This window comes from Paraburkholderia sp. BCC1885 (genome assembly GCF_900996235.1).
GTDB lineage: Bacteria > Pseudomonadota > Gammaproteobacteria > Burkholderiales > Burkholderiaceae > Paraburkholderia.
In genome coordinates this window covers 1-15,774 of the sequence record NZ_CAAJGM010000225.1, presented here as the reverse complement: position 1 = coordinate 15,774, position 15,774 = coordinate 1, and the positions used below count along the sequence as shown (strand labels likewise).

At 60.2% G+C, this 15,774-nt stretch carries 12 protein-coding genes; 5 read left to right on the top strand and 7 right to left on the bottom strand.

The window, feature by feature from the left end:
• Positions 1–468: 468 nt before the first annotated feature.
• Together FQ755_RS37625 and FQ755_RS27095 are read right to left on the bottom strand one after the other, a co-directional pair.
• A complete protein-coding gene (locus tag FQ755_RS37625; protein WP_186308674.1) occupies positions 469–1,371 on the bottom strand; it encodes an EAL domain-containing protein in 903 nt (300 codons plus the stop codon).
• A 698-nt stretch (positions 1,372–2,069) separates the two neighbouring features.
• Complete coding sequence (locus tag FQ755_RS27095) at positions 2,070–3,053, bottom strand: EAL domain-containing protein (protein ID WP_260858885.1); 984 nt, start codon at positions 3,051–3,053, stop codon at positions 2,070–2,072.
• Between the two features lie 164 nt (positions 3,054–3,217).
• Here FQ755_RS27095 and FQ755_RS27090 point away from each other — a divergent pair, with 164 nt between their 5' ends.
• Entirely contained in the window at positions 3,218–3,769 is a 552-nt protein-coding gene (locus tag FQ755_RS27090; RefSeq protein WP_144158094.1) for a recombinase family protein, read from the top strand.
• A gap of 400 nt (positions 3,770–4,169) precedes the next feature.
• Here FQ755_RS27090 and FQ755_RS27085 read toward each other — a convergent pair whose 3' ends face one another.
• The gene (locus FQ755_RS27085; protein ID WP_144158093.1) at positions 4,170–6,347 is read right to left on the bottom strand and encodes a putative bifunctional diguanylate cyclase/phosphodiesterase; all 2,178 of its coding nucleotides are present in this window, start codon (positions 6,345–6,347) and stop codon (positions 4,170–4,172) included.
• Positions 6,348–6,502: 155 nt separating this feature from the next.
• Positions 6,503–6,886, bottom strand: coding sequence for a response regulator (locus FQ755_RS27080; RefSeq protein WP_144158092.1), 384 nt, complete (start codon positions 6,884–6,886; stop codon positions 6,503–6,505).
• A 182-nt stretch (positions 6,887–7,068) separates the two neighbouring features.
• On the opposite strand from FQ755_RS27080, the gene FQ755_RS27075 reads away from it, so the two are divergent.
• Both FQ755_RS27075 and FQ755_RS38335 read left to right on the top strand, forming a co-directional pair.
• Positions 7,069–9,444 carry a PAS domain S-box protein gene (locus tag FQ755_RS27075; RefSeq protein ID WP_144158091.1) on the top strand — a complete coding sequence of 792 codons (2,376 nt, stop codon included), beginning with the start codon at positions 7,069–7,071 and terminating at the stop codon, positions 9,442–9,444.
• A 397-nt stretch (positions 9,445–9,841) separates the two neighbouring features.
• Entirely contained in the window at positions 9,842–10,219 is a 378-nt protein-coding gene (locus tag FQ755_RS38335; RefSeq protein WP_313957480.1) for a TIGR02391 family protein, read from the top strand.
• A gap of 85 nt (positions 10,220–10,304) precedes the next feature.
• Here FQ755_RS38335 and FQ755_RS27065 read toward each other — a convergent pair whose 3' ends face one another.
• Positions 10,305–12,281, bottom strand: coding sequence for a cell wall anchor protein (locus FQ755_RS27065; RefSeq protein WP_144158090.1), 1,977 nt, complete (start codon positions 12,279–12,281; stop codon positions 10,305–10,307).
• Positions 12,282–12,359: 78 nt separating this feature from the next.
• Positions 12,360–13,040: a hypothetical protein gene (locus FQ755_RS27060; RefSeq protein ID WP_144158089.1), complete on the bottom strand. Its 681-nt coding sequence runs from the start codon at positions 13,038–13,040 to the stop codon at positions 12,360–12,362.
• A gap of 163 nt (positions 13,041–13,203) precedes the next feature.
• Between FQ755_RS27060 and FQ755_RS27055 the strand changes: the two genes are divergently transcribed.
• Together FQ755_RS27055 and FQ755_RS27050 are read left to right on the top strand one after the other, a co-directional pair.
• The gene (locus FQ755_RS27055) at positions 13,204–13,560 is read left to right on the top strand and encodes a helix-turn-helix domain-containing protein (RefSeq protein ID WP_144158088.1); all 357 of its coding nucleotides are present in this window, start codon (positions 13,204–13,206) and stop codon (positions 13,558–13,560) included.
• 130 nt (positions 13,561–13,690) lie between these two features.
• Positions 13,691–14,455 (top strand): class I SAM-dependent methyltransferase, encoded by a 765-nt coding sequence (locus FQ755_RS27050; protein WP_144158087.1) that lies wholly within the window; start codon positions 13,691–13,693, stop codon positions 14,453–14,455.
• 904 nt (positions 14,456–15,359) lie between these two features.
• Here the strand turns inward: FQ755_RS27050 and FQ755_RS27040 are convergent.
• Positions 15,360–15,623: a hypothetical protein gene (locus FQ755_RS27040; RefSeq protein ID WP_144158085.1), complete on the bottom strand. Its 264-nt coding sequence runs from the start codon at positions 15,621–15,623 to the stop codon at positions 15,360–15,362.
• Positions 15,624–15,774: the final 151 nt, after the last annotated feature.

Below are 15,774 nucleotides of genomic sequence, written 5' to 3'. Positions count from 1 at the left end.
AACGGCTTGCTCTGCCGTCACGGTTGTAGTCGAGGTCAGCACGTCAGTGAACGACGTGTTGAACGAAAGCGGCGACGGTGTGTTGCCCGTACTTGCCCCCCAAACCGTTGCATCGTAGGTCGTGGCCGGTATGCTGGTCTGGGCAGTGCCGAGCGAATTGATCGACGCCCAGAAGTTCGGATATGCGCGGGCAGCGGGTGACGGGACACCAATGACAAATCGCCGGGCAGTATCGCCATTCTTCCCGTTGCAAGCCAGATCGTTACGCGACTGTTACGGAGTCCTACCGTGATCAGTTTGTGACTCGATGCGATATGCTGACGACTGCAAATTTCTCCTCACGGCAATGGCTCTCCAGATCGGACGAGACAACCGGCATGTCGCGACCAGTCGATACTGCGGCTTTGAAACATCGCGAGCGCGTGGTCGAACAGAGGCGACGCGAGGCGCTGACATTTTGATTGGTCCTCATGCGAGACGGCCTGCGTTCGCCGTCGAAACGTGCTTTCCTTGCCACCAGTCAAACTTCTCAAAAAGCGCAGGCAGCTGACCTGCGGAGATCGCTTTACCGAGGAAAAAACCTTGCGCCAGATCGATTTTTGCACGCGTGACGGCATGGTACTGGCCGCTTCCTTCCACGCCATCAGCGATAACAGCGACGTCAAGCTGACGCCCTGCAGCAGCTATGGCCTGGAGCGTCCGGAGGCGATCTGATTCGTCCAGCCCCATCACATCCCGATCTACCTTGATGAATTCGAAATCGACGGGCAGCGCGGATGCGGTTATCGACGTCCCGGCCCTTACCCCCGACACGGCAATGCGAACCTTATCCTCATGTAGGCGCGCGATGTTGTCCAGTTGCCGGGACAGGTCCTCAGCTTTAACCTGGAACACCAACCGACAGGACGTGAAGGACTTCGCGGTTGCCGCGACGAGAGAAAGGCAGTTTTCGTCTTCGAAACACGTTCTCCATAGATTGACCATCAGATACAACTGGCGACCATCGGCGAGATGGCCCAGTTCCCTCTCGGCAGTAGAAAGAACGAAAGCGACGATTTTCCTCGCTGAACGGCGATCGACGAGCTTGTCCATGTACCACGTCTCGCCGCGAAGGCCATACGCAACGTTTTTCCAACGCAGCGCCACTTCCAGCCCAATGCATTTGCGGGTACTGGTATAGAAGACAGGCTGATATTCGAGGTGGAACTCGTTACGCCTCAATCCACGATTGACTGCGCGGGCAAGGGTCGCACGTTCGCTAAACCACCGGCGATAAAGGAGCATGCCGCCCGCGCCGAGCAACGCCAGTAGAGCGAGTACCAGAACCGTCGCAGATACGAAGAGAACCCACCGGTATTCTGCCGAAGACACTGTTTTGTTTGTTCGCCCGGCGCCCCTGTTCGCCGGAATGGAACGGCTTCTATTGGAAGCCCGATCCGCCTGGCCCGGCGTAGATATAGCCGAGAGAGATTGCGCCAGCTTCGGGGCGGCGGCACCCTTGGTTTCCGGGCTCGCTTCTGGCGGTGGGGGACTTGTTCTCGTCGACGAGGAGGGCAACGCGTCTTCGGGGCCGCTTCCTGTCTGTGGACGGGTTATTCCTGGAGCAAGCTGAAATTCGTCCGTGTCCGGGAGACTCGCGCCCGATGAGCCCGGATTCGCGGTATGGAACGCGCAGGTCGTCCGTGTACCGTCTGCGCGAACGAACTCGCGCATTCCAGCATCGCCGAACACCGCTGGCAGCAGGAACACGCTTGCTCCGAGACATCCACGGCCGGGGAAGGCGGCAGACTCGACGCGCTCCGGATTCGCAATTGCCGTCTTCGGAGAGACCGGGTAAGAGAAGGTAGCTTCGTGCCCGGCATGACAGGCTGTCGAAAAACAGAAAAGAAGGCCTGCGACGAAGTGTGGTGCTCCAGTTTTCATATCGGTCACGAACCGGGGCGCGGGGATTAACTCTCCTGTGCCGCCCGGAACCCATTCCACGAATAAAAGAGGCCGGTTTGAACCGGCCAAAAGCTCCGGCTATTCCGAGGACGTGCCGGAGCCTGAGAGAAAGTCAACGTCACGGATCAACGTGTCATTGGAGACCGCGTATCGGCAGCGTCGAGGTAATAACCCTGAATCCACTGCGCGCCCGCATCGAGAGCGATCAGGGCGTCATCGGCCGTTTCGACACCTTCAATGACGATGACCGGCGCGACGTGACGTGCCATCCTGACCAGGCGGCCCAATTGGTCAACGGTAAAGGTCCCCTGGCGGATACGTCGCATAAACGACCGGTCCAGCTTGATAATGTCGGGCGCGGACACGCGCACTGCATCGGCGGAAAAGCCGACGCCGAAATCGTCGACGGCAACGCGGACACCCAATGCCCTTAAACGCCGCACAAATGCGCGGGCATCAATAGGGGACACCGGGGCCGATTCCGTGATTTCCACGATCAGTCGGGCCGCAAGGTTGGGCTCCGCCGCCAGTTCGAAAAAAAGTGATTCCCACCAGTGATCGTCTCGCGCACTCTGGGCCGAGACGTTGCAGCCGAATTTCACTCCAGGCGTAGCCCGGGCCGCATCGATCGTGCGGCGGAGGACGAAACAGTCGAATGGGCGCATCAGCGAAAGTCTTTCCAGCGCCGGAATGAAGCGGCCCGGTGGCAGGACCACGTCATCCGCCTTCATCCGCACCAGCACCTCGCGATAGAGCGTCTGTGCGGGAGCTTGAATCGAGCAGATCGACTCATGCCGGAAGAACAGCCGATCTTCCTGCATGGCGATGAAAACCGCCTGGGCGGTCTGCCCGTCATGAGACTGCGGCATCAATGCATCGCTGCATGCTTCGATAACCCGGTCGCCCGGCAGCGCAGCAAGTCCGTCGTGGTCAGGCACTTCCGTGGTCATGCGTTCAAGCGCAGGCATTGCGACTCCCGGGGCGGCAAAAACACGCGGTCGCCCGCGGCATTGCGCACAAATTTTTACAATTCCTTCAGTTCGTTTGCCAAACTCCGTGGCACAAAATCGGTCCTTTTTGCCAATATCGTTAGACGAATAGATGATCATGGCGGGGCGGCACGAAGGCGGTGCCCGCGCCATTGAATCTGCCGGGAGACAGAAAGGACCGTTTTTGTCAACTGGGTGGTGTCGGCATTGCCGGGGGAACAAAACAACATGCCGCTTCATTCGCCACCAGTTAGGCGGAGACCATCCTTTCCCGGAAAAACATTATGAAAATCGGTTATGCACGCGTTTCAACTCACGAACAAAGCCTTGCACTGCAACTCGATGCGTTGCGCGCGGCAGGGTGCAACGAGTTCTTCACTGACCACGGGGTATCCGGCACTGAGTTCTGCCGGCGTGGGCTGGATGCTGCGCTGGCTGCAGCAGCGGAGGGTGACACGCTTGTCGTGTGGCGACTTGACAGGCTCGGAAGGTCGCTCAGCAAACTGGTGGATCTGATCGGCCGCCTTGAAAGGCGGGGCATCGAATTCGTCTCGTTGAACGAATCCATCAATACGAGTTCGTCCGGCGGCGTCCTGATTTTCCACATGATGGCCGCGCTTGCCGAGTTTGAGCGGAACCTGATCAGTGAGCGAACCCGCGCAGGCCTGGCGGCGGCGCGTGCCAGGGGAAGCAAGCTGGGTCGACGCCGGACGCTTTCGCCGGCGCAGCGGTCACAGGCACTTGAACTACTTCGTTACCAGTCGGCCGCCGAGGTAGCAGATCAGTTCAAGGTTCATCCCCGAACGATGCTGCGCCTGAAGGCGGCTGGAGCGTAAGGTCAGGGGCAATCAGCGAAGCCAGATAACCGGCGCGGTTTGTAGCCATAAAGGGAGCGACATTTTGCTCCCTGTATGGAATCGGAATGCGCCGGAAGATGCGAAGGCGCATGTTGGGCACTCTTCGGTGCGCGCCGGCGATCGTCTTCAAACGAAGTGACGTTGATTTATTGGTCGTCGGTGCTTGTGAACCGCTCGATGTTGTTGGGCCCGACCCGTGCAGATCTCATTGACTGTCGATGTCCAAGGCGTCGAGTCGGACGCGCTTGCGCATGCGTCAGCGCTCAGCAGCGCGGACAGTTCCGCTTATTCGTTCTACCGTTGAGGTGTCGATAGAAAGCGGGTACCCACGACCCTTGAGTGAGCAAATTGGGCGATATCTGCTACAGGCGTGGTGGTGCTAACGCCGAGCAGTACTGATCAGCGAGCCATGAATAACAAACTGCCGCGCAAACTCCTCAGCGGGCATCGGTTTGCCGAACAGAAAGCCCTGCGCGGTCTCGCATCCTTTCTTGTGCAGCCGTGCGGCCTGCTCCTCCGTTTCGACGCCCTCGGCAATCACTTCCAGGCCGAAGCTGTGGCCGAGATACAGGATCGCCCTGATGATGGCCGCGTCCGGAGGAGACTCCAGCATGGCGCGCACGAACGTCTGGTCGATCTTCAGCCGTGACAACGGATAGCGCTTGAGCATGCTGAGCGACGCATAGCCGGTACCATAATCGTCGAAGGCGATGCCCACGCCGCGCTGGTGCAGTTCCCGGAGCGGCCGGAGCATGTGCTCATCGTGGCGCAGGATGATGTTCTCGGTAATTTCCAGTTCGAGCGCAGCAGGGGGCAGGTCGAACGCCTGTAATGCAGCAAGTACCTTGTCCGCCAGATCGCCCGTGCGAAACTGCGCACCGAACAGGTTGACGCCCATGCGGAAGTCCGGGACCGTCCCGCGCCATTGCGCCACTTGCGCGCATGCCGTGCGGATGATCCAGTCACCGATCTGCGGCGCGAGCAGGCCCGCTTCTATCGCGGTGAGAAATGCCCCGGGGCCCAGCAGGCCTTTTTCCGGATGGCGCCATCGCAGCAGCGCCTCGGCGCCCACGAGTGCACGGTCGGCCAGTCTCACCTGGGGCTGGTAGTACAGTTCGAACTCCTGCTGCGCGAGCGCTTTGGCAAGCTCGCCCTGATAGGCGCGCCTGAGCGTCGCGGCCTCGCGCAGGTCGGCGCTGAAAAAACGCCGGCAATTTCGGCCCTCCGCCTTGGCCTGGTAAAGCGCGAGGTCAGCGCTGGAGAGCAACTCCCTTACTGTCAGTCCATCTCCGGGGAACATCGCGACGCCGACACTCGCGCTGATGTTCACGGGCTGTCCGTCAATCGTTAGCAGCTGTGATACGGCTTCGATCACGCTGTCTGCAATCTGGCCGGCCCCGACCGCATCAGGCATTCCCGGCAGCAGGATCGCAAATTCATCGCCCCCCATCCGGGCGACCGTGTCGCCCGGACGCGCACAGGCCTGCAGGCGGCGGGCAACATTAACCAGAACCGCATCGCCGCCTGGGTGGCCCAGGCTGTCGTTGACGTCCTTGAATCCGTCGAGGTCCACCATCATCACACATGCAGTCATCTCTTCACCGAGCGCCAGCTCGACCTGCTCCCTGAGCATCGTCCGGTTAGGCAGGTCGGTCAGCGGATCGATATGGGCCAGCCGCAGGAGCCGCTGCTCGTTCTGACGCCGCTCCGTAATGTCGCGCAGGATTGCGCCGAACCCGGGGCGACCGTCTTCGCGCCACATCGAGCCGGACAGCTCGACCGGGATCATCGACCCGTCGGCCGCCCGCACCATCATCTCCACGGTACGCCCCTCGGTGAGCGATTCGCCAGCCGCGGCGAGCTGGTACAGACGGGCGGTGAACTGCTCCGGTGCGATGAGGTCGATGCTGCGGCCCAGTATTTCGTCGCCCCGATACCCCAGCAGCTTCTCGGCCGCCGGATTCCAGAACGTTGTGAGGCCCTGGTCGTCCGCACAGATGATCGCATCGGGCGAGGTACCCGCGATCTTCTCGAACCGGAACTGGCTCGTGCGCCGCGCCATTTCCAGTCTGCGGATCTCGAGCTTGTCCAGCACGAGCGCGGCGAGATCGCGCAGGTTGCGCGCGTCGTGCTCACTGAAATTCTCGCGGGGCTGATGCCCGATGATGCACAGCGTGCCGAGCGCGTGGCCGGTGGCCGTACGCAGCGGCGCGCCCGCGTAGAAGCGGATGAAGGGTGCGCCGGTCACCAGCGGATTGTTATGAAAACGCGCATCGGTGCGGGCATCCGGAATGACCATGATGTCGTCGCCACGGATGGCGTGGGCACAGAACGACACGTCGCGCGACGTTTCACACACGTCCAGCCCCACACTCGCGGCGAAAAGCTGCCGCTCGGCCTCGACCAGCGATACCAGTGCGATCGGCACACCGAAGATACTGGCGGCAAGATGCGCCAGACGATCAAAACCGGGGTCCGCGAGCGCCGATCCGATTCCGTACTCCGCGAGCGCCGTGAGACGGCTTTGCTCGGTTTCGCGTTCTGTAGACGATGACATGCCCTCCCTCCCCCAGGCCCATTTATTTTTTACAGCGCACCTGCCTTCTCATACGCCGTCCCGTGATGTAATCGCGACAGGAAGAATTGTAAGAATCCTATATAACCCCGAGCCACGCAACCCCTGAAGCTGGACGTCGGGCAGCCGGCATCCGGTCACCGTCCCGGGGCGCGCATGTCGACATGTCCCGGCCGGCCGGGAGCATGCCGGTAGATGAGCCGCAGGAGTTGCAGTACCCCAAACGGCTTGTGCAGGAATTCATCGACGGGCAGGTCGCTAGGCGGCTGCAGCGCACTCATCAGGAAGACCGGCATGTCGGCCAGCGCTGGCACGTGCCTGAGTTCCCGCGCGAGGCGGCCGCCGTCCATCACCGGCATCATCCAGTCCGAGACGACGACGTCCGGCTGCCACAGCGCGAGCGATTCGAGCGCACGGGCGCCATTGGCAGCCGTGTGCACTTCCAGTCCATATTCCGCGAGGGCCAGTTGCAGCGCCTCCAGGATGGCGGGTTCATCGTCCACCAGCAGTACTCTGATCATCTTTTATTGCCCATAAGTTCCGGGTGCACCAAGCAAGTTCTGATCCATGTGCTCTTCTGCCTTGCGCTGATAGAATCGACTCCCGTACAGGTGATGTGGGCCCAGATCGCCATACCGGATTTCTATGTCAGGCCCCGGAACTGGTGTTCCGGAAACAGATACGCAAGCAATGCACCCGACAGATGACGACCCCCGAACCGACGAACAAGCAGCCCGATACAAGCGACTGGACCCGGCGGTGGGTAGGGTCGACCGTGGACTATTCCGTGTTCCTGATGAACCCCGACGGCAGGGTAGCCAGCTGGAACGAGGGCGGTATGCGCATCGAGGGATACCAGCCGGAGGAAATCCTTGGCCAGCATTTTTCAGTTCTCTATCCGGATGAGGACCGGCGTGATGGTTTCCCCGATGCGGTGATGGACAGTGTCCGGAAAACGGGGCGTCACGACTCGGAAGGATGGCGCCGCCGAAAGGACGGAAGCACCTTCTGGGCGAGCGTGGTCACTACCGCCCTGTGCGATGGCCAGGGACAGTTCGACGGCGCCGTTCAGGCGGTGCGCGACGTGAGCGAGAAGCGCCGGGCGCACGAGGCCGTGCTTGAAAGCGAGCAGCGCTTCGGGCTGCTGGTGCAAGGGGTGACCGATTACGCCATCTTCATGCTCTCGCCCGACGGATATGTGACGAACTGGAACAGCGGTGCCCGGCGGATCAAGGGGTACAGCGCCGAAGAGATTGTCGGTTCGCATTTCTCACGGTTCTACACGCCCGAAGACGCCGCTGCGGGCTTACCCGGGCGCGGCCTTGAGACGGCTGCCCGTGAGGGCCGGTTCGAAGCGGAAGGCCGGCGCGTGCGTCGGGACGGGACGACCTTCTGGGCACACGTGGTACTCGATGCGATCCGTGACGACGACGGACATCTCCTGGGATTTGCCAAGATCACGCGGGACATCACCGAACGGCGCGAGGCCAATGAACTTCTGGAAAAAACCCGGGCCGCGCTGTTCCAGGCACAGAAAATGGAAGCGATCGGCAAGCTGACGGGGGGCGTCGCGCATGACTTCAACAATGTCCTGCAGGTATTAAGGGGTAACCTCGAACTGCTCGAGAACCGGCATCGCCGGGACGCCTGGAGCGGCGAGCGGCTCGCTCATGCGATCGATGCCGTCGAGCGGGGGGCGAAACTCGCGTCGCAACTCCTCGCGTTTGGCCGGCGGCAGGCGTTGCGCCCGGTTGTCGTCAATCTTTCCGCGGTGGTGCACGGAATAGATAACATGCTTGCTCGCGCGCTGGGTGAAACGATCAATGTGGAGACGGTGGTGGCAGCGGGGCTGTGGAACACGCTGGTCGATACCCACCAGCTCGAGAATGTGCTGCTGAACCTGGCTATCAATGCGCGCGACGCGATGCCCACAGGAGGGCGTCTGACCATTGAGCTGACCAACGCGATGCTGGACGACCGCTATGTGCGTCCTTTCCCGGATGTCCCGCCTGGCCAGTACGTGATGCTTGGCGTGACCGATACAGGCGTCGGCATGCCTGCCGAGGTTGTCGAGCGTGCCTTCGATCCGTTCTTTACCACCAAGCCCGAAGGTCAGGGTACGGGCCTGGGTCTGAGCATGGCTTATGGATTCGTCAAGCAGAGCGGTGGACACATCAGGATCTACAGCGAAGTGGGACACGGCACGACCATCCGGATTTATCTGTCAAGGTCAACGGAAACGGCTGTTGATCCGCACGCAAGACACGGCCTCACAGTCATGAGGGGCGGCAAGGAGACCATCCTCGTCGTGGAGGACGATGCCAGGGTTCAGTCAACGGTCGTCAACATGCTCATGGACCTGGGCTATGCGGTTCTGAAGGCCGACGACGCGGAGCAGGCGCTTGCCGTGATACGAAGCGGTGTTCACATCGACGTTCTCTTTACGGATGTGGTTATGCCGGGCACGCTGCGAAGTCCCGAAATGGCCCGCGAGGCAGCCCTGCTGTTGCCGCACCTGAAGATTCTTTTCACCTCCGGTTACACCCAGAACGCGATCGTGCATGGAGGACGGCTGGACCCCGGCGTTGAACTGCTGAGCAAGCCTTATAGCCAGGAAGAACTTGCGTACAAGCTGCGCAGTATTCTCGGCACGCCAGGCGAGGCGATCAGCGTAGCGTCTGGCAATGCGGACGCCGCTCGGTCTGGTACTGCCGCATTACCTGCGGGGCCATTGCATGTCCTGGTCGTAGAAGACGATGCGGCTTCATTAGAGGCGGTCTGCGAAATTCTCCATATGCTCGGTCACAGTGCGGCAAAGGCGACGAATGCGTGTGAGGCCATGGAGCGGCTCGATGCTGGGAGATTCGATGTCCTGCTCACTGATCTGAACCTTCCCGGCGTTTCCGGACTTGAGCTTGCAAAACAGGCCGTCGCGGTGCACCCTGGCCTGCAGATCATATTCGCGTCGGGCGACGAATTGTCCGACGACGTGTTGCCGCACTTTCCATGCAGCACACTGCGCAAACCCTACGCGGTGGACGAGCTCAGCGACGCGCTTCGGGGAGGTCGGGAGCTTTGAACGAACGCCGCCCCACGTTAATTCGGGCTGCATACTGCCCGATCCCGCCCTCCCCGGGTGTTTGTCGGATATCACCTGGCTCGAGGACGACTTAACACGGACTCGTTTCCCGACTCCGGAAACCCGCTTGCCTGTCGTATGCGCCGCCTGCCGCGCGCCAACCGGGCGTTTGCGCGCAAGGGGCGGCGAATGACGCCCGGGCGATGCCGTTTCAGGCGGCGGTTACGATTTCTGGGGAAGGCCGATGGTTTTTAAAGCCTGGCGCCCGACGCCCCGTGAACCATCAATCGAGTGGCGAGTTGGTGTCGAGCGAGCGGGTCTCAACGATCTCGGAAGCAGTCCGCCGCGCGGATGACTTACGTGGGGATCTGATGTCCGTGGCGTCCATGCAGATGTTCTGGCGTTTTGCCGGACGGAACTGGTTGCCGACAATTACTTCCATGCCGTGCTGGAGGCAACGAAAAGTGTAGCGGAGAAACTTCGCAATAGGACTGGCTTGACGGATGATGGTGCGGCGCTGGTTGACCGTGCCTTGGGGGGCAACCCGCCAATGCTCGCTATCAATCAACTGAAAACCGAGAGCCAGCTTAGCGAACAGCGTGGCTTTGCCAATTTGATAAAGGGCATGTTCGGAATGTTCAGAAACACGACGGCGCATGCCCCGAAGGTATCGTGGGAGATGTCGAAAGGTGACGCTGAAGATCTGTTGACATTGGCTTCGCTCGTTCATCGTCGCCTCGATGCAGCGATTATGCCGTCCAGGGTTTCCGATTGAAGGGGCCACGGTCGCTGACACGGAATGCGATGACAAAAAAAAGAACCCGCTGCAACACGGGTTCCTCGGTGCCTACAGGCTTGCGTTACGGATTGCCGTATTGCCAGGTGTTGACGTAATACTCGCCGTCAGCCTGCCAGCCGAGCTGTACCTGCACGGCCTGCTCTGCCGTCGCGGCTGCAGGAGTCAGGTTGTCAACGAACGGCGAGTTGAACGTCAACGGCGACGGCGTGTTGCCCGTACTCGCTCCCCATACCGTCGCATCATAGGTCGTGGCCGGTACGCTGGCCTGGGCAACACCCAGCGAATTGATCGATGCCCAGAAGTTCGGATAGAACGAACTGGCCGGGGTCGTCCAGTCGAGCGAGGCCGACGTACCCGGTGTGCTTTGCGTACCGGAACCACCTGGCGTCAGGTAGTTCGCTATCACGTCGTTGCCGAGCGTCTGCCACGCTACCGTGCCGCCTGCCGCTGCCGCGTAGTTACGGGCGATGTTCTGGATCTGCTCTGAACGAATTTCGGTGCCGGTCGTGCTGTACAGCGTGACCGTGTAGACGCCGAAGTTCGTGATCGTCGAGACGTCCTGCGACGACGAGGCATATTCCGGCAGGCTATTCGGCGAGAACGACGTCGTGCTGCCCGAGATCGGCGCCCACGCCCACTTGTAGGTCGTGGACATGCCGCCGTTGACGCGGCTGTTGGTATTCGTGAGCGGTGCAGTTAGCGTACCCGTCGGAATTTGCAGATAGCCAGCGCCCGTGCCGTTACCAGCGGTCTGGAGCCACAGACCGCCAGTGGGCAGGCCCGGTCCCGTCACCACGGCGGAACCGACGCTGGTGGCCGCACCGTTGACCGTCACCGAAGATGGAATCTGGATATCGAGACCCGACTCGTAGTGCGCATTGGCTTCATCCGCCGAATCTGTGTACTGGACCTGGCCGAGGAACGACGCAATGTAGGTGCTGTCCTGCTGCTGGTTGCCGATGATGTCCCATTGGCCGCTGGGTAACTGCTGCACGTAATCCAGGCCGAAGTCGGGCGTGCCGTCTGGATCGGTCATCAGCAGATAAACGAGTGCCGCCGGATTGCTGATGCCGGCAAGCGTACCCGCCGGGACAAACGCGACCGTCTTGATGCCGGTCAGTACCGTGCCCTTCGTGAAAAGCGTGTGGCGCTTCGCAAAGCCGGCAACGCCCGTACCGACACCGTTGTTCAGATAGCTTGCGTCGATCGCCGTCGTGCAGCCGCTGTCCGATGTGTCCGTAGTCCCACCCTGAACGTCCGACGCACAGGCTGCCAGCGAGGCTTGCAGGCTCGCCAGATAGTTCGCGGGCTGGGCAGGTGCAGCAAGCGCGGTGGATACGCTCGTGCTGGAGCTAAGCTGGATCGCCGTATCGGGATTGGCAAGACTTGTGATCTGCAACCCGGAACCCGAGGCCGAGGGCGTGACTGCTACCGAATCGATCACGGCATCCGCGCCGGTCTGGTTCGGCGTAAAAATCGTGGCGAGGGGATCGAACGAGGCCGGAACGCTGTTGGCGGACAGGATCGGCGCGATTGCGGCATCGAGGGTCGCTTCTGCTGTAGTAATGGCAGATGACGTGATCGCCGATGCGTTACCGGCCAGGGTCGCCGGATTACCCGATGCAGTCATGAGAGCGGCAACAGCGGTCGTCAGTGGCGTCACGTTCGCCGTCACCGGCGCACCATTGGCGGTGCTGGCACTGGCGACGACCGAATACAGCGTACCCGACACGCCTGACGGATCGGCCGCGGTGATCAGGAGCGGCGCGGTCAGCCCGGTCAGGGAAACGCTGTAGGTACCGTTGGCACCCGAGGTAGCGGAAACCGTCTTGCCGTTAGCATCAGTGACGGCGACCGTCGCGCCAGTCAGCGCGGTACCGATGGCGATGGTGCCTGTCATCGACGTCGCGGCAGTCGTCGTGGGCTGGCTCGACATAGACGAAGGCGAGCTGGAACCGCCTCCGCATGCTGCAAGAGAAAATGCCAATGAAGCGCCCAGCGCAAGCTGCGCAATCCCCGTAATGAATCGTTTTTTCATGCTTATGGTCCTTATGTCTGAGTGGTGTTGCCAGGGAGGAACCGTCTGTAACCAGACGGCCCCGAAGTCACGCCGGTCCTAGCGCGCTAACTGCCAGCCGTTGTCGGTCCTGATCATGGGGATGGTTCCCGTGTAGTCCTGGGTCATGCCATCCGCCAGTTGATCGACGGCACCTTTACGGCGGAAGAAATCTGCGAGAACGTTGTTCGGCACGTCCGGGCAGGCGTGTTGCACCTTGTTCAGGAAGACATCAGGTGCCCGGCTCTGGTTGAGTGCGACGATCAGCGGCGTCGCCTGCTTTTTCTCGTTCTGGTAGTCCTGGTCGCCAGCCTCAAGCTCATTGAGCTTGTCGAAGTACTGGTTAGCGCTATAGCCGGGATCGTTCTGATGGGCGTCAGCCCACGCCTGGGCGTCGCTGCGGAACTGTGCTTCGCGCTTCCTGATGTCGGCGTTGAGGTTTTGCAGCTTGTCGTAGTTTTCTGCAAATTGCCTGAGCGCGTCGCTCAGATCGCCGTCGTGGGGATCAAGCTTGTAGGCGTAGCTGGCTTCGACACGGTAGCTATTCGGATCATCTCCGGCAATGCCATTCGTTTTCCTGAAATCCGACACAGTGATGTATTGGCATCCGTCCAGATTGGCCTCCAGGGCTTGTTTCGCAGCGGATTCGCTCGGGGTGCCATTGCCGCATGCAGCGAGTAGAAGTGTCAGGGCGGCGGGCACAACGAGGTGGGAAACGCGGGTGTAGCTGCGGTTCTTCATGCTTTGCAGTTCCTGTCTGGTTTTTAAGATTTCTTGCTGATGCGGTGATAAGTGCCGTCACACGGGATAACGGCAATTCATCGTTAAAAGTTTAGTATCAACTTGTAGAGTCCTTAATTTAAAAGGTCGGGTGTTCAACCATTCAGGTCGAATGGGAGAGCACATGGCGCGGATAGATCTGGATGAGCTTGCAGGCCTGATTGGCCGGGCGATTGCAAAGCACCGGCTGGAGAGTGGCCTGACACAGGAGCAGGTTGCGGAGTTACTGGGAATCGGCAACGAAGCGGTTTCGCGCATGGAGCGCGGCTTGGTGATGCCGACCGTTGCCCGGCTGGTGGAGCTGGCCGAAATCTTCGGGTGCGATGCGGCCGATCTGCTAACCGGGGCCAGCACGCGCAGCAGTGATCAGGGGAAGTACGTTGGTCAGCTTCTGGCGAAGCTCAGTGGGAATGACCGGACGATGGTGATCGAGATCGTCGAACGTCTGGCGGGTCGTCTGGCCAGACGCTCAGGGAATTGAGCGGGTTGCTGATGCCGGTATAGCCGGCATTGGTGGTAGACATCGGGCAGAGTTCGGCCAACTTCGGTCACTCGACTAGCGCTCGTACATCGCTGACAATCAAGTACCTACTGCAATTTAAGGGCGCTTCATGACTCGATCCGCAGAGAGCTTCTACGATGACATGGCATCCTCTTATCACCTGATTTTCGACGATTGGGATAAGGCGATCGAGCGTCAACGTGCGGTATTGGCGCCGCTCATAAGCGAATCCGGTGTGCTCGGCGCCATCCTCGACTGCGCATGCGGAATCGGTACACAAGCGTTGAGTCTCGCACGCGCGGGGTATGAGGTTGAGGGTACAGATATATCGAAGATGGAAGTTGAGCGAGCGGCGCGGGAGGCTGCTCTGCGAAATCTGAGCGTCAAATTTCGCGTGGACGACATGAGGCTGCTCGCCACGTGCAAGGCGCAATATTACGGCGCGGTTGTGGCTTTCGACAACGCCATTCCGCACCTGGATAGCGACGAGGAGATCGCCCAAGCGCTGACGGCAATGCTCAGATGTCTAAGAGCGCAGGGTAAGATTTTTGTTAGCTTGAGGGACTACGGCACGTTGCTGACTCAGCGACCGATTGTGCTGCCACCATCACTGTTCATGGACAACGGTCTTCGCCGCATTGTGCATCAGGTCTGGGACTGGCAAGACGCTCGGCGTTACACAGTCCATTTGTACATCACCCGTCAGACGAACGGTCTTGACTGGCAGTTGAGCCATTTCGTTGGTCGCTATCGGGCTATCACGCCCGAGGAGTTAGCGACTCTTGCTATGCAGGTCGGATTCAACGACGTACAGGTCCTCCCACCAACTGTCACTGGCTATTACCAACCGATTGTTACGGCGACGGCCCCTTAGTCTGCCCTGTTCGGTTGAGCTTTGAATGGCCGCTACCGTGAACGATGACCGTCCCTTGTGGGTCGCTTCCTGCCAACAGCATGAGACGGCAGTCGGCCATAAAGAGGCGGTCGACCGGATCGCGAAGATCGTCCACAATGCGGTGTCCGTCCTGTTGAGAGTCCGAAAATATGGTGCCATCTCGCATGATCGCTGCCATAACCGTAGATTCGCACGCGACTCGGATTAATCTGATGCTCCTGTGGACGGCCGACGCGGCCCGTGATCGGATGAGAGCGGAGGGATGGCTGACGGCAAATCAAAGCTAGCCTGACGCTCGACCGGATTTAGTACAGTCCAGCGGACTTTGTCGCCGATCCGCAAACGCTAAAACATCATCGGACGCCAGCGACAATCCTCACAGTCCTTGATCGATAGCGTTTACTCGATGGCTTCAGTTTCTACGTTGCGGACCGGGGTCGCGTTTTATTCAATGAAATGTCATTCACCACTATCGTTTGTTACTGAAAATGCACGAGACATCTCATTACTGGTTCCTGGCAAAGCCCCATGGTTGGGGGTGGGGATTTCCTGTTCTTTGGCAAGGCTGGGTGCTGTTGATCGCGTACGTCATTTCGCTTGTTCTTATCGGGAACGTATTTCGCCCTGACCGACGGCTTGGAGCCTTTCTTTCAGCAGTCGTCCTGCTTAGTGCCGCATTTCTTTTGGTGGTTTGGGCAACTGGCGAACCTCCGCGATGGAGATCGTAAGTGGCGCTCAACTGAAGAATCGGCGTTAGCACTTTCCGGCCGACCATCACGGATGGCTATCGTTTGAACGGCCGGTCCCGGCAACTTCGATCGTCCCTTGAGGGTCGAACCCAGCCGAATACAGCGCGCTGGGTTCGCCCACTGGCGGATATCAATCAATACTCTTCCGCTAACAAAATCGTAGTCACGGAACGATCTGCTTCAGTAATGATCCAGATCTTGCTGCGCCTGTCTGGAAGATCGTAGCTCGAAAGCAGCCGCTTTCCCGTCAGCAAGGCTAATTCATTCGCTGCAAGATCCTCGACCGGCAGGTCCCCCCAATCGCCGTGAATATGCCGCGCGAGCAGCAACACGCCTTCGACGCCCGCCGCGTCGAGCGCAGCCTGAGCGTAAGCGGCTCGGCCCGACCGTTTCGCCATGCTGACTTTTCCAAAGCATGATGAGGGCGTTCAGATCAACGGAGCCAGTCAGCCATGTCGAACGCAGGGGGCGCAGCCCATCCCCGTCGCACGTACGCGCGAAAATTCAAGCAGCAGGTGATCAGAGAGACGTTGGTGCCTGGCATGTCGG